Source organism: Streptomyces sp. NPDC031426 (assembly GCF_055581585.1).
Genome location: NZ_JBVIJE010000007.1, coordinates 349,509 through 362,929, shown reverse-complemented (window position 1 = coordinate 362,929; position 13,421 = coordinate 349,509). Strand labels below are relative to the sequence as shown.

Genomic DNA, 13,421 nt, shown 5'->3' with positions numbered 1-13,421 from the left:
GCCTGACGGCGGTCCTACTTCAGCGCCAGCCAGGCCACACCCGCCACCACGGCGATCGCCACGACGACACCGATGATCAGGCCGATACGGGGGCCGGAGGACGTGGCGGCCGGCTGCTGCTGTCGGCCCTGCGGGGCCTCGTCCACGAACGCGCGGAACATCTGGGTGCTGCCGGCGGGGTCGTAATTGCCCTGGGGGCCCTGGGTGTTAGCCATGGCCCGAGACCTTAGCGAAGACGGGCCGGGCCGCCCAAGTGGGGGGCCACCGGGACAGACAGGGGCACCCCACCCGCACCTACCTGCATGTTTACGGTTGCAATACTTGCCTTTGCCAAGTTTTTGCGCCACAGGACCCCTCATTTATTTGCCTGCAGCAACCAAACAGGCCTAAGGTTGCCTCAAGCAACGAATACGCGGGAGGTGTGATGGCCGAGCAGGCGCAGTTCGAAGAGCTGGCGCGTCAGCTCAGCGCCGTCGGAGCCGTGAAACGGGACATGGGGCGGATACTGCCGCCCGACTGCCCGGCCGGTTCGGCCGCCGTGCTGACCCTGCTCGGCCGCCACGGAGACATGCGCATGAGCAAGCTCGCGGAGCTGCTCGCCGTGGACATGTCGGTCACCAGCCGGCATGTCGCGCACGTCGCCGCGCGCGGCTGGATCGAGCGGCACCCGGACCCGGCGGACAAGCGCTCGCGCATCCTGCGCCTGACGCCCACGGGCCTGGCGGAGCTCCGGGAGCTGTCCCGGCAGACCACGCATCTGCTCGCCGAGCGGCTCGCCGACTGGACCGACGACGAGGTGGCCCAGCTGATCCGGCTGATGACCCGCCTGCGCGCGTCCTTCGGCGACTGCCGGTCCGTCCCGGTCCGGCTCCCGGCCGCCGCAGCCGCCCCCGTAGTCGAAGAGACCACCCGTACACCCGCAAGCACGTAAGAGAAGGAAGCCCATGGCAACGACCACACCAGCCGGTGTGCGGGCTCACGCCAAGCACGGGGGAGGCTCCGCGGCGGGCCACGCCCCGATGACGCACCGGCAGATCATGGAGGCCCTGTCCGGCCTCCTCCTCGGCATGTTCGTGGCGATCCTGTCGTCCACGATCGTCTCCAACGCCCTGCCGCACATCATCGGTGACCTCGGCGGCGGTCAGTCCGCCTACACCTGGGTCGTCACCGCCGCCCTGCTGTCGATGACCGCGGCCACTCCCCTGTGGGGCAAGCTCGCCGACCTGTACAGCAAGAAGGGCCTCGTCCAGATAGCCCTGGTCATCTACGTCCTCGGCTCGATGGCCGCCGGTCTGTCGCAGAACGCCGGCATGCTGATCGCCTGCCGTGTCGTCCAGGGCATCGGTGTCGGCGGTCTGTCGGCCCTCGCCCAGATCGTCATGGCCGCGATGATCTCCCCGCGTGAGCGCGGCCGTTACTCCGGCTACCTCGGCGCCACCTTCGCCGTCGCCACCGTCGGCGGCCCGCTGCTCGGCGGTGTCATCACCGACACCTCCTGGCTGGGCTGGCGCTGGTGCTTCTACGTCGGTGTCCCGTTCGCCGTCATCGCCCTGATCGTGCTGCAGAAGACCCTGCACCTGCCCGTGGTCAAGCGGGAGGTCAAGGTCGACTGGGGCGGCGCCTTCTTCATCTCGGCCGCCGTCTCGCTGCTGCTGATCTGGGTCACCTTCGCCGGTGACAAGTACGACTGGGTGTCCTGGCAGACGTACGCGATGGTGGGCGGTTCGATCGTCCTCGGCGCGCTGTTCGTGCTCGTGGAGTCCAAGGCGAGTGAGCCGATCATCCCGCTGCGGCTGTTCAGGAACCGCACCATCACCCTGGCGTCCCTCGCCTCCCTGTTCGTCGGCATCGCGATGTTCACCGGCACGGTGTTCTTCAGCCAGTACTTCCAGCTGGCCCGGGACAAGTCCCCGACGATGTCCGGCGTCATGACCATCCCCATGATCGGTGGCCTGTTCGTCTCCTCCACCGTCTCGGGTCAGTTCATCACCCGCACCGGCCGCTGGAAGGCTTGGCTGGTCAGCGGTGGCGTCCTGGTGACGGCCGGCCTGTGCCTGCTCGGCTCCATCCGGTACGACACCGAGTACTGGAAGATGGCGATCTTCATGGCGCTGCTGGGTCTCGGCATCGGCATGATGATGCAGAACCTGGTGCTCGCCACGCAGAACCAGGTCGCCCCGTCCGACCTCGGATCGGCCAGCTCCACGGTCACCTTCTTCCGCTCCCTCGGCGGTGCGGTCGGCGTCTCCGCGCTCGGCGCGGTGATGTCCCACCGGATCACGCACTACGTCCAGGACGGCATCTCCGCCCTGAGCCCGAAGTACCAGGCGGCCCTGGCGGGCTCCAGCTCCACCGACAGCATCCCGGACATGGGCAAGCTGCCGGCGCCTCTGCGGACGCTGCTGGAGAGCGCCTACGGCCACGGCATCGCCGATGTCTTCTTCATCGCCGGCTGCCTCGCCGCCCTCGCCTTCCTGATCACCCTGTTCATCAAGGAGGTCCCGCTGAAGACCAAGGGTGCGCTCGCCCAGGCCGCCGAGGCCGACGCCCCGGCCGCCCCCGTGGAGACCGTTGTGCAGGACACCGTGCAGGAACCCGCGCAGCAGCAGGTGCCCAGCTGGGCCACGCCCGTCGTGTCCGACACCTCCGCCCAGGCACCGGCCGCGGCCGCCCAGCCGGCGGCGACCGCCGTCGCCACCATCGCCGAGCCCGGCACGGGCGGCGGCACCCCGGTGCACGGCTTCGTCCGCGGCGCCGAGAGCGCCCCGGTCCCGCAGGCCGCGGTCACCCTGATCTCGCTGTCCGGCCGCCAGCTGGGCCGCGCGGTCGCCCAGGCCGACGGCTCCTACTCCGTCGACGCCCCCGGCACCGGGACGTACGTCCTGATCGCCTCCGCCGACGGCTACCAGCCGCAGGCCGCCACCGTCGTGGTGGGCGAGGAGCCGCTGTCGTACGACATCCTGCTCAGCGGCACCAGCGGGCTGACCGGTGTGGTCCGGGCCGCCGGGAGCGCGCTGCCGGTCAAGGACGCCATGGTGATCGTCACCGACGTCCGCGGTGACCTGCTGGCCACCGCCGCCACCGGCGAGCAGGGCGACTTCGCCCTCACCGACCTGGTGCCGGGCACGGTCACCCTGGCCGTCAACGCGAGCGGGTTCCGGCCGCGCGCCCTGCCGGTCGAGATCGGTGCCACCGGGGTCACCCGGATCGAGATCGACCTGGACGCCGGCGCCCAGCTGCAGGGTGTCGTCCGGGCCCCGCACGGCCCGCTTGCCGACGCCCGGGTGACGCTCGTCGACCAGGCGGGCAACGTGGTAGGCACCGCCACCACCGGTGCGGACGGCGCGTACGCCTTCACCGACCTGGACAGCGGCGAGTACACGGTCATCGCGACCGGTTATCCGCCGGTGGCGACGGCCCTGACCGTGGCCGGCACCGGGGTCGACGGGCACGACATCGAACTCGCCCACCCCGGCGAGTAGTTCACTCCCGGCCCGTGGCACACATACCGTCGTGTGTGCGCCACGGGCCGGTTTCATACGACCGATTTGTAAGGCTTTGCAGGGAGAAAACGGGATGGGACTGACCGCGAAGATCCGCACGCGAGACGGGTGGGCCGTGTCGCACGCGGTCGTCACGGTGACCGACATGACCGGCACGCAGGTGCTGCGCGCCGAGGCGGACGCCGAGGGAGCCGTACGGGATGCCACCGAGCTGGCGCCGGGGGCGTACACGGTGATCGTGACGGCCGTCGGGTACGCGCCCGCGGCCTCCTCCGCGATCGTCACCGCCAGCGGCCGGGCCGAGGTCGGCACGGTCACCCTGGCCCGGCAGGGCGGCACCGAGCTGCCGCCGCCCGGGCCCTGGACCATCGACCCGGTGCACTCCTCCGTCGCCGCGGTCGCCCAGCACCTGGGGATCTCCAGCGTGCACGGGCGGTTCACCGAGTTCGGCGGCACGATCGAGATCGCCCCGGACGACGTCACCAAGTCCCGTGTGGAGGCGGTGATCAAGGCCGCGTCCATCGACACGGGCAACGGCATGCGCGACGAGCATCTGAAGTCCGCGGACTTCCTCGACGTCGAGCAGCACCCGGAGATCGGCTACCGCTCGACGAGCCTGACCCAGTCGGGCTCCGACCGCTGGACCGTGCACGGCGAACTGTCCATGCACGGGGTCGTACGACCGGTGGACCTGGACCTCGCCTACCTCGGCACCGGCGCGGACCCGTGGGGCGGCACGCGCGCCGCGTTCCGCGCGACCGCCGAGCTGCGCCGCGAGGACTTCGCGATGAACTACAACCAGGTGCTCCAGGCGGGCATCGCGGCGATCGGTACGACGCTGAAGGTGGAGCTGGACATCCAGGCGGTGCAGGGCGACTCGCTGCCCCAGGCGTAGGCACGGCAGGGTCAGCCACGGGGGCGCACACTGCCCCTAGGCTGCCCCCATGGCACCGAACATCGCTACCAACACCCGTGTATCGCTGGACGAGCTGCTGGACTTCGTACGGCCCCGGCACCGCGCCCTGCTGATCACCCGCCGCGCCGACGGCGGACCGCAGGCCTCCCCGCTGACCTGCGGGGTCGACGACTCGGGACGGATCGTCGTCTCCACCTACCCCGAGCGCGCCAAGACCCGCAACGCCAAACGGGATCCGCGGGTGAGCCTGCTCGTCCTGAGCGACGAATGGAACGGCCCCTGGGTCCAGATCGACGGCACGGCCGAGGTCATCGACGCGCCGGACTCGGTGGAACCACTGGTCGAGTACTACCGCAACATCGCCGGCGAACACCCCGACTGGGACGAGTACCGGGAGGCGATGGTCAAGCAGGGCAAGTCCATCATCCGGGTGACACCGCAGCGGTGGGGACCAGTGGCGACCGGCGGGTTTCCGGCGCGGCTGGCCGACGATCGATAAACACCGCCCGCTCCCACCCGACGGACGGAGTCCGGCGCAGCGCCCCGAAGCCATCCGCGTGACACCGCAGCTGTGGGGACCGGTGGCGACCGGTGGGTTCCCGGCGCGGCTGGTGGGCGGTGGGGAGTAGTCAGCCTCGGCCGACCATCGCCTCGATGCCGGCGATCAGCAGGTCCAGGGCGAAGGTGAAGTCGCGGTCCAGCATCTCGTCGACCGTGTCCCCGCCGCGGGCCGCCATGAGGTCCTTCGACTCCTCGACGACCTCGGCGGTCCCCGGGGCCTCGGTCACCAAGGCCATGGCCTGCTCGTAGTACTCGTCGGCACTCAGCCCGGTGTCCGCGATCCGGGCGAAGAAGTGGCCCTCGATCGTGCCGAAGCCGTACACGAACTGGAAGACCGCCGAGATCGCCCCCGTCACCCCGTGCGCGGGCAGCCCCGCCCGGCGGACGACCCGCTGGACCGCGCGGGAGAACGCCAGCGAGTTCGGGCCGATGTTGAGGTAGCGCCCCGCCAGCGGCGACAGCCACGGGTGGCGCACCAGCAGCGCCCGGTACTCGGTGGCCAGCCCGCGCAACTGCTCGCGCCAGTCCTCGCTCTCGGCGTCCGGATCCGGCAGCCGCAGCTCGCCGAAGGCCGCGTCCAGGGCGAGTTCGAGCAGGTCGTCCTTGGTGTCGACGTACCAGTACAGGGACATGGCGGTGACGTTCAGCTCAGCGGCCAGCCGCCGCATGGAGAACTTCGCCAGCCCCTCGGCGTCCAGCAGCCGAACGGACACCGTCGTGATCCGCTCACGGTCGAGCCCGGAGGGCTGCCCGCCACCGCTACGACCGCTCCGGCGGGCCTTCTCCTCCAGCCAGACACTGCTCCGCGCCGACCGACCTGCGTCCTTCGCCACGGGCGCACCTTTCTCGATTCCAGCCACCGGTCCAACTTAAAGGGCGCGGGGCAGCACCCGTATGCGGCTACCGCGGCGTGGGCGCGAACAACCACATACAACCCGAGGCCGCACACATACCCACACCCCCGAGCCCTCAGGCGACCGCCCGCTCCGCCCGCTTCAAGAGCCCCGCTGCCACGAACCCACCCAGCAGCACGGCAATCGCCCCCACCAACTGACCAGCCCCGAGCCCGGCCGACAACGACTCCACGGACGCCACGGAAGAGCTGAGCACAGCCCCGAGAACGGCAACACCAAGACCGTTCCAGAACTCGGCGAGGGTGCCGTTGCTCCCGGCCCCGACCCCCGCCTTCTCCGGAGGAATCGCGCTCATGATGGCGTGCGCCATCGCCGGGTTGACGACGGCGCATCCCGCCCCGATCAGCACCAGCCCGAGCAGCAACCCGGCGTAGCCGCCGGAGGCGACCGCGATGGCCACCAGTCCGGCGGACATCAGCACCATTCCGAGCGCGATGGACACCGGCGTACCCAGCCGCCCGGACCACTTCGCCGCCAGCCCCGTGAAGTTGAGCAGCACGACGGTCAACGCCAGCGGAGCGGTCCGCAGGCCCGCCTCCAGGGGCCGTACCCGAGCACGAACTGCAGGTGCTGGGTCAGCAGGAACAGCGCCCCAACAGGGCGAGCCCCGCGATGAGCATCTTCTTGCGTGCCGATGGGGGTCCCCCCGCGCCCTTTAGGCGTGGGGGAGGTCGGCGGCGCTGCCCGCGGTGAGCAGCAGACCGGACTGCACCAGGGAGGTGTTGTCGAGCAGCACGGTGAGCTGGGCGAAACAGATCACGCCGAGGATCACCCAGCGCTGGGGGTGGCCTTGGGAAGCAGACATGTCGTACACCGTATAGCAGTCACTATACGGTGTACGACACGTTTTCCGACAGCCGGGTTCCGCCGGTCAGCCGCTCATCTTCTGCGTCAGGTCGTAGAACGTGGCCGAACCGACCGTGACCTTCTTGAAGTTGCTCTCGACCCACGAGGTGATCCGGGACGACGTACCGCTGCCGCTGCCGCCCATGCCACCGCCCATGCCTCCGCCGGCGATGAAGTAGTGGATCTTCCCTTCCTCGGCGTACTTCTTGAACTGCGCGAGCGTCGGGGACGGGTCGGTGCCGTTGAAGCCGCCGATCGCCATCACCGGGTCGCCGGTGGCGAGCTGGTAGCCGGCCGCGTTCTGGGAACCGATGGACGCGGCGACCCAGGTGTACTTGGCGGCGTCCTTCTCCAGCAGTTGCTTGGCGGCGGAGGAGACGTTCGCGCCGTTCAGCAGGCCGCCGGCGCCACCGCCGCCGCCCATGCCGCCTTCGCCCGTCCGGCCGGCGCCGGGGAAGCCGTGGCCGTTCCGGCCCTGGCCCTGCGTGTTGCCGTTGCCCTGCTGCTGGTTCTGGCCCGGCATGCCGCCGCCGAGGCCGCCGCCCCCGGGGAAGCCATTGCCGTTCTGCTGCCCCTGCTGCCCCGGCATCGCGCCGCCGAAGCCGCCGCGCATACCGCCGCCGAAGCCCCCACCGGGCCCCCGGCCGCCGCCGAAGCCCATCATGCTGGCGCCCGCCGGACCGGCCGTCGGGATGGAGCCGGTGTGCGCGGAGTCAACCGTGCTGAGGGTGTACGCCGTCGGACCGGCGAGCGCGGCCACCAGGCCCACCCCCGCCGCCCCGAGGGCCAGCTGCCGGGAGATCCGGCCGGCGAAGACCAGGCCCAGCGCGGCCGCCAGACCGCCGATCAGCACCAGCCACTTCAGCCAGGGCAGATAGCTGGAGGTGCGGTTGAGCAGGACGTATCCCCACACGGACGCGGCCACGAGCGCGGCGGCGAGGCTGATCGACGCCCAGGTCTGCCTGCGCCGCTCCCACAGCAGCCCGGCGCCCATGCCGACGACGGCCGCGAGGTAGGGCGCGAGCGCCACCGTGTAGTACTGGTGGAAGATGCCCGCCATGTAGCTGAAGACCACCATGGTGATCAGCAGCGAGCCGCCCCACACCAGGAACGAGGCCCGCGTCACCGACGTCCGCTGCAGCTTCCGGGTGGCCACGAGACCCGCGGCCAGCAGGACCAGCGCGGCCGGGAGCAGCCAGGAGATCTGGCCGCCGATCTCGGAGTTGAACATCCGGTCCCAGCCCGTGGTGCCCCAGCGGCCGGAGCCGTTCCCGCCGCCACCGCCGCCGACGCTGCCGGTCTCGTCGCCGTTGATCCGGCCGAGGCCGTTGTAGCCGAAGGTCAGCTCCAGGAAGCTGTTGTTCTGCGAACCGCCGATGTAGGGGCGGGAGGAGGCCGGCCACAGCTCGACGATCGCGACCCACCAGCCGCCGGCGACGACCAGCGCGACGGTCGCGAGACCCAGCTGCGCCAGGCGCTTGCGCAGCCTCACCGGACCGCACACGGCGTAGACGATCGCCAGCGGCGGCAGGATCAGGAAGGCCTGCAGGGTCTTGACGAGGAAGGCGAAGCCGATCGCGGCCCCGGCCGCGACCAGCCACTTCGTCCGGCCGTCCGCCACCGCGCGTACGACGAAGTAGCAGGCCAGCGCCATCAACAGGCCCAGCATCGCGTCCGGGTTGTCGAACCGGAACATCAGCGCCGCCACGGGGGTGACCGCGAGCACCGCGCCCGCGATCAGACCGGCCACGGGGCTGAACCGGCGCCGTACGGCCGCGTACACGACCGCCACCGTGCCCACGCCCATCAGCACCTCGGGCGTGAGGATCGCCCACGAGTTCAGGCCGAAGATCCGCACCGACAGCTCCATCGGCCACAGGAAGGCCGACGGCTTGTCGACGGTGATGGCGTTGCCCGCGTCCAGCGAGCCGAAGAAGAACGCCTTCCAGGACTTGCTGCCCGCCTGCACGGCCGCCGAGTAGAAGGAGTTGGCGTAGCCGGAGGCGCTGAGGTTGTACAGGTAGAGCAGGAGGGTCGCGGCGAGCAGGCCGAGGAAGGCCGGGCGCGCCCAGCGGGGGTCCTCGGCGCGGCCGCGCCACAGTCTGCGGAGGAACGGCTGCTCGGGCGCACCGGCCGCCCGGTGCGGGTGCGGCTGCGACGGGGGGTGCGGGAGGGCGCCCGTGGGCGGGCCCCACACGGTCGTACCGCGCTGCTGGTCGTACTGGGTGGTCATCGGGGATCCTCCGGATCGGTGTCGTGAGGGCGCACCGGCTGCAGTCGCATGGTGGCGTCCCTCCAGCTGCCGTCCGCGGCTTCACCGGCGCGGACCTGGGTGGCCGTCGGATACGGCTGCTGGTACGGCACCGGGCGCCGGGGAAGCGGTGTGTACGGAGCGGTCGTGCCGTGCGGCGGGGTCGTGCTCGTGCTGTAGGTCGGCGAGGAGAGGGGGTGGGAGGCGACGACCGTCGAGCCGGTGCCGGACTCGCCGCGGTCCGGGAACACCCAGGCGCGGAAGAGCAGGAACCGCAGGACGGTCGCCGCGAGGTTGGCGGCGATGAGCACCGCCAGTTCGGTGGAGTGCGCCGGGTGGTCGCTGGCCGCGTTCAGGGCGGCCAGGGAGCCACTGGTCAGAGCGAGCCCGATGCCGAAGACGACCAGGCCCTGCGCCTGGTGCCGGACAGCGCCGCCCCGGCCGCGCACCCCGAAGGTGAGCCGGCGGTTGGCGGCCGTGTTGGCGACCGCGGAGACCAGCAGGGCGAGCGCGTTGGCGATCTGGGAGCCGGAGAACTGCCGGAAGACGCTGTAGAGGAGGAGGTAGAAGAGGGTGGACAGGCCGCCGACGACACAGAATCCCACGAGCTGACGGGCCAGCCCCTTGGGCACGTTGGTCAGGTCGCGGTCGCGCGGGTCGTCACCGAAGGGCCGGGTGAGCCGGTCCAGCGGGAGTGAACCGGTGGCCAGCGCCTTGCCGACCCGCCAGACGCCCTTGAGGTCGTCCGTCGCGGTCTTCACGATGTGCACGGTGGAGTCCGGGTCGTCGACCCAGTCGACCGGCACCTCGTGGATCCTGAGGCCCGCCCGCTCGGCGAGCACCAGCATCTCGGTGTCGAAGAACCAGCCGGTGTCCTCCACCAGCGGCAGCAGCACCTGGGCCACATCCCGCCGGATGGCCTTGAATCCGCACTGGGCGTCGGAGAAGCGGGCCTGGAGCGAGCCGCGCAGGATGAGGTTGTAGGCCCGGCTGATGAACTCCCGCTTGGGGCCGCGTACGACCCGGGAGGCGCGGGCCAGCCGGGAGCCGATCGCCAGGTCCGAGTGGCCGGAGATCAGCGGGGCCACCAGCGGCAGCAGGGCGTTGAGGTCGGTGGACAGGTCGACGTCCATGTAGGCGAGGATCGGCGCCTCGGAGGCGGACCACACGGTCCGCAGGGCCCGTCCCCGGCCCTTCTGCTCCAGGCGGAAGTTGGTGACCTCGGGGAGCTCCGCCTGCAGCCGCGCCGCCACCAGCGGGGTGGTGTCCGTGGACGCGTTGTCCGCGATCGTGATGCGGAAGGCGTACGGGAAGGTGCGCGTGAGGTGCTCGTGCAGTCTGCGGACGCACGGCTGGAGGTCCTTCTCCTCGTTGTAGACGGGGATCACTACGTCCAGGACAGGCGTACCGGCGTCTCCGGCCGGGAGGTGCTCCCGCGCCGGCAGGGTGCCGGGAGAAGAGTCGGTTCGCATGGGACCGACTCAACTCAAGCGCCCTGTTGCACCCATGTGGTGGCACTGTGCCGTGGCTGTGAGTGCGATTGCCAGTTCGTTTCGGGCGCGGGCCGCGGAACGGCGGGGGCCGACGCGGGCAGATGCACGGTGAACACGGTCCGCCCGGGCACGCTGTCGACGGTGACGGCACCCCCGTGCGCGGCCGCGACCGCCTGCACGATGGCGAGCCCGAGGCCCGTCGAGCCGGTGGCCCTGGACCTCGCGGAGTCCCCGCGCGCGAACCGCTCGAAGACGTGCGGCAGCAGCTCGGGCGGAATCCCCTGCCCGTTGTCCTCGACGTCGACGCACATCCACGGCCCGCGCCGCTGCACGCGCGCGGTGACGGTCGTACCCGGTGGCGTGTGCTTGCGCGCGTTGCCGAGCAGATTGACCAGCACCTGCTGGATGCGTGCCGCGTCCGCGGACACGAGGGCGGGTTCCTCGGGCAGATCGAGCCGCCAGTTGTGGTCCATGCCGGCCGCCCGGGAGTCGCTGACCGTGTCGACGACCAGCGGGATGAGATCGGTCTGCTCGAACTGCAGCGGCCGTCCGGCGTCGAGGCGGGCGAGCAGGAGCAGGTCCTCGACCAGGAGGGTCATACGGCCCGCCTCGGACTCGATCCGGCCGAGGGCGTGCCGGGTGTCGGGGCCGACCTGTTCGCGTCCGCGTCTGGTGAGTTCCGCGTACCCCCGGATGGAGGCGAGGGGGGTGCGGAGTTCATGACTGGCGTCGGCGACGAACTGCCGTACCCGCATCTCGCTCTGCTGCCGGGCGTGCAGGGCGCCGTGCACATGGTCGAGCATCCGGTTGAGCGCGGCACCGACCTGGCCGACCTCGGTGTGCGGGTCGCACTCGGACTCCGGGACCCGCTCGCTGAGGTTCACCTCGCCGGTGTGCAGCGGGAGTTCGGAGACCCGGGTGGCGGTGGCGGCGACCCTGCGGAGGGGGCGGGTGGCCACGCCGACGATGACGAATCCGGCGAGCGAGGCGGCGAGCAGTCCGGCGGCGGTGACGCAGACCTCGACGACGATGAGGGTGTCGATGTTGTCGTCGACGTCCTTGGTGGGCAGGGCGACGTAGTAGGTGGCGCTGCCGTCGGGGCTCACCGCGTACTGGACGCGGTAGCTCCCCAGGTCCGGCAGGTCGACCGTGTGCGCGTGCCCGTCCCTCGGCACACCCGCGAGCGCCCGCTGCTGCGCGGCCGTGAGGCTGACGGTGCCCATCTTCCGGAAGCCGCCGTTGCTGTCGTTCAGCTGCACCGCCTTGGCCGCGCCGGCGATCCGGCCGTTCTGCAGACAGGCCGCGACGGTGCTGGGCTGGGTCGGGCCGTTGGTGAGGAGGCGCGCGATCTTCTCGTCCGGCGTGGCGGTGGCCTTGTCCCCGGCGTCCGGGTCGGTGGGGAGGCCGGGCACGGTGACGCCGGGGTGCAGCCGGCCGCCCTTCGCGCGCATGGCGATTTCGCCGACCTTCTCGTCGAGCTGCCCGTACAGGTGCGAGCGCAGCGCCACCGCGGTGACCGTGCCGATCACCGCGCACACCACGGCGATCAGTACCACCGACGCGACGACGAGCCGGGTCCGCAGGGTGCGCGGCTGTCCGGCCCGTCGCTTCTGCCGCTTCTGCCGTTGCCGCGGACCCGGCCGTCGTCGCCTGCTCATGAGGCGGCGGGCTTGATCAGGTAACCGGCCCCACGCCGGGTGTGGATCATCGGCTCCCGCCCCGCGTCGATCTTCCGTCGCAGATAGGAGATGTACAGCTCGACGACATTCGCCTGCCCGCCGAAGTCGTACGACCACACCCGGTCCAGGATCTGTGCCTTGCTGAGCACGCGCCTAGGGTTGCGCATGAGGAAGCGCAGCAGCTCGAACTCGGTGGCGGTCAGATGGATGGAGTCCCCGCCCCGCGACACCTCGTGGCTGTCCTCGTCGAGCGTCAGGTCTCCGACCACGAGCACGGAGTCGGAGCGCCGGTCGGCGGCCCCGGACCGGCGGATGAGTCCCCGCAGCCGGGCCACGACCTCCTCCAGGCTGAACGGCTTGGTGACGTAGTCGTCACCGCCGGCCGTGAGCCCGGCGATACGGTCCTCCACCGCGTCCTTGGCGGTCAGGAAGAGGACGGGCACGTCCGGCAGCTCGCGCCGCAGCCGCCCGAGGGCGGTCAGCCCGTCCATGTCGGGCAGCATCATGTCCAGTACGACGGCGTCGGGGCGGAACTCACGGGCGGTCTGGACGGCTCCCTGCCCGTCCCCCGCACTCCTGATCTGCCAGCCCTCGTAACGAAGAGCCATGCTCAGCAGTTCGGTGATCGACAGTTCGTCGTCCACCACAAGCACGCGGACGGGGCTCCCGTCCGGCCTCAGCAGTTCGGTGCGCCCCTGGGGCGAGGTCGTGGTCATGCTGGGCACCTTGTCCGGGACCTCTGAGAGGAGGCTTTCCCCAGTCTGTGTTTTCCCTGAGAAACACACAGGCACCTCTCAGGCGGCGCCTGGGAAGCGCTCACTCCCGCGCGAAGACGCGCGCGTGCTCGACCCTGGCGATGTGGATCACGTACCGCTCGTACCAACGCTCCCGGCCGCGGCGCTTGGCCGCGAGGTGCTCGGGGTGCCGCCGCCAGCGCTCGATCCCTTCGAGATCCCGGAAGTAGGCGACGGATACGGCGAGTCCGCCGGGGGTACGGGCGGAGTCCTCACCGAGGAAGCCGGGGACTTCACGGACGAGACGGGAGAGGTGTTCGGCGGTGCGGTCGTAGCCGTCGGGGTCGTCGTCGGCTTCGTCGTCGGTACGGAGGGAGGTGAAGATCGCCGCGTAGTAAGGGGGTTCGGGGAGGGAGGAGGTGGGCTGTACAGCGGCATCCGTGTGATCGCTCATGACAACCACGGTCGGGGGCGGGCCCGTTCGGCGTCCACGACCCTTGCCGAAAGGGATCCGTAGGGGATCC

The 13,421-nt window shown here is 71.0% G+C and carries 12 protein-coding genes and 1 pseudogene; 4 read left to right on the top strand and 9 right to left on the bottom strand.

The features are described 5' to 3' along the window. Positions 1 to 14 precede the first annotated feature (14 nt). Positions 15 to 215 (bottom strand): hypothetical protein, encoded by a 201-nt coding sequence (locus ACZ5NH_RS17175; protein ID WP_388622489.1) that lies wholly within the window; start codon positions 213 to 215, stop codon positions 15 to 17. Between the two features lie 209 nt (positions 216 to 424). Here ACZ5NH_RS17175 and ACZ5NH_RS17170 point away from each other — a divergent pair, with 209 nt between their 5' ends. The 4 genes from ACZ5NH_RS17170 to ACZ5NH_RS17155 all read left to right on the top strand — a co-directional run bounded on the left by ACZ5NH_RS17170 (position 425) and on the right by ACZ5NH_RS17155 (position 4,918). Beyond that, positions 425 to 931 (top strand): MarR family winged helix-turn-helix transcriptional regulator, encoded by a 507-nt coding sequence (locus ACZ5NH_RS17170; RefSeq protein ID WP_468776041.1) that lies wholly within the window; start codon positions 425 to 427, stop codon positions 929 to 931. Positions 932 to 1,019: 88 nt separating this feature from the next. Next, positions 1,020 to 3,482 (top strand): MFS transporter, encoded by a 2,463-nt coding sequence (locus ACZ5NH_RS17165; RefSeq protein WP_468776202.1) that lies wholly within the window; start codon positions 1,020 to 1,022, stop codon positions 3,480 to 3,482. 94 nt (positions 3,483 to 3,576) lie between these two features. Further along, positions 3,577 to 4,398, top strand: coding sequence for a YceI family protein (locus ACZ5NH_RS17160; protein ID WP_468776039.1), 822 nt, complete (start codon positions 3,577 to 3,579; stop codon positions 4,396 to 4,398). Between the two features lie 49 nt (positions 4,399 to 4,447). Further along, positions 4,448 to 4,918 (top strand): PPOX class F420-dependent oxidoreductase, encoded by a 471-nt coding sequence (locus ACZ5NH_RS17155; protein ID WP_388622497.1) that lies wholly within the window; start codon positions 4,448 to 4,450, stop codon positions 4,916 to 4,918. A gap of 130 nt (positions 4,919 to 5,048) precedes the next feature. Here the strand turns inward: ACZ5NH_RS17155 and ACZ5NH_RS17150 are convergent, their stop codons facing one another. From ACZ5NH_RS17150 to ACZ5NH_RS17115, 8 genes and pseudogenes are all read right to left on the bottom strand, one after another. Beyond that, a complete protein-coding gene (locus ACZ5NH_RS17150; protein WP_468776037.1) occupies positions 5,049 to 5,813 on the bottom strand; it encodes a TetR/AcrR family transcriptional regulator in 765 nt (254 codons plus the stop codon). A gap of 136 nt (positions 5,814 to 5,949) precedes the next feature. Continuing rightward, positions 5,950 to 6,488: pseudogene (locus ACZ5NH_RS17145) on the bottom strand (MFS transporter); the annotation flags it as partial. 61 nt (positions 6,489 to 6,549) lie between these two features. Next, positions 6,550 to 6,699: a hypothetical protein gene (locus ACZ5NH_RS17140; RefSeq protein WP_468776035.1), complete on the bottom strand. Its 150-nt coding sequence runs from the start codon at positions 6,697 to 6,699 to the stop codon at positions 6,550 to 6,552. 66 nt (positions 6,700 to 6,765) lie between these two features. Then, the gene (locus ACZ5NH_RS17135; protein WP_468776033.1) at positions 6,766 to 8,973 is read right to left on the bottom strand and encodes a glycosyltransferase family 39 protein; all 2,208 of its coding nucleotides are present in this window, start codon (positions 8,971 to 8,973) and stop codon (positions 6,766 to 6,768) included. Then, the gene (locus tag ACZ5NH_RS17130) at positions 8,970 to 10,463 is read right to left on the bottom strand and encodes a bifunctional glycosyltransferase family 2/GtrA family protein (RefSeq protein WP_468776031.1); all 1,494 of its coding nucleotides are present in this window, start codon (positions 10,461 to 10,463) and stop codon (positions 8,970 to 8,972) included. The genes ACZ5NH_RS17135 and ACZ5NH_RS17130 overlap by 4 nt, the downstream gene beginning before the upstream one ends. 14 nt (positions 10,464 to 10,477) lie before the next feature. Then, positions 10,478 to 12,142 (bottom strand): ATP-binding protein, encoded by a 1,665-nt coding sequence (locus tag ACZ5NH_RS17125; protein WP_468776029.1) that lies wholly within the window; start codon positions 12,140 to 12,142, stop codon positions 10,478 to 10,480. Further along, positions 12,139 to 12,879, bottom strand: coding sequence for a response regulator transcription factor (locus ACZ5NH_RS17120; protein WP_468776027.1), 741 nt, complete (start codon positions 12,877 to 12,879; stop codon positions 12,139 to 12,141). Before ACZ5NH_RS17120 ends, ACZ5NH_RS17125 begins: the two co-directional genes overlap by 4 nt. Before the next feature lie 100 nt (positions 12,880 to 12,979). Further along, the gene (locus ACZ5NH_RS17115) at positions 12,980 to 13,351 is read right to left on the bottom strand and encodes an antibiotic biosynthesis monooxygenase family protein (protein ID WP_468776025.1); all 372 of its coding nucleotides are present in this window, start codon (positions 13,349 to 13,351) and stop codon (positions 12,980 to 12,982) included. Positions 13,352 to 13,421: the final 70 nt, after the last annotated feature.

Coding starts and splice junctions, on each gene's coding strand:
- ACZ5NH_RS17175 (WP_388622489.1), bottom strand. CDS start 215: ATGGCTAACACCCAGGGCCCCCAGGGCAATTACGACCCCGCCGGCAGC.
- ACZ5NH_RS17170 (WP_468776041.1), top strand. CDS start 425: ATGGCCGAGCAGGCGCAGTTCGAAGAGCTGGCGCGTCAGCTCAGCGCC.
- ACZ5NH_RS17165 (WP_468776202.1), top strand. CDS start 1,020: ATGACGCACCGGCAGATCATGGAGGCCCTGTCCGGCCTCCTCCTCGGC.
- ACZ5NH_RS17160 (WP_468776039.1), top strand. CDS start 3,577: ATGGGACTGACCGCGAAGATCCGCACGCGAGACGGGTGGGCCGTGTCG.
- ACZ5NH_RS17155 (WP_388622497.1), top strand. CDS start 4,448: ATGGCACCGAACATCGCTACCAACACCCGTGTATCGCTGGACGAGCTG.
- ACZ5NH_RS17140 (WP_468776035.1), bottom strand. CDS start 6,699: ATGTCTGCTTCCCAAGGCCACCCCCAGCGCTGGGTGATCCTCGGCGTG.
- ACZ5NH_RS17135 (WP_468776033.1), bottom strand. CDS start 8,973: ATGACCACCCAGTACGACCAGCAGCGCGGTACGACCGTGTGGGGCCCG.
- ACZ5NH_RS17130 (WP_468776031.1), bottom strand. CDS start 10,463: ATGCGAACCGACTCTTCTCCCGGCACCCTGCCGGCGCGGGAGCACCTC.
- ACZ5NH_RS17125 (WP_468776029.1), bottom strand. CDS start 12,142: ATGAGCAGGCGACGACGGCCGGGTCCGCGGCAACGGCAGAAGCGGCAG.
- ACZ5NH_RS17120 (WP_468776027.1), bottom strand. CDS start 12,879: ATGACCACGACCTCGCCCCAGGGGCGCACCGAACTGCTGAGGCCGGAC.
- ACZ5NH_RS17115 (WP_468776025.1), bottom strand. CDS start 13,351: ATGAGCGATCACACGGATGCCGCTGTACAGCCCACCTCCTCCCTCCCC.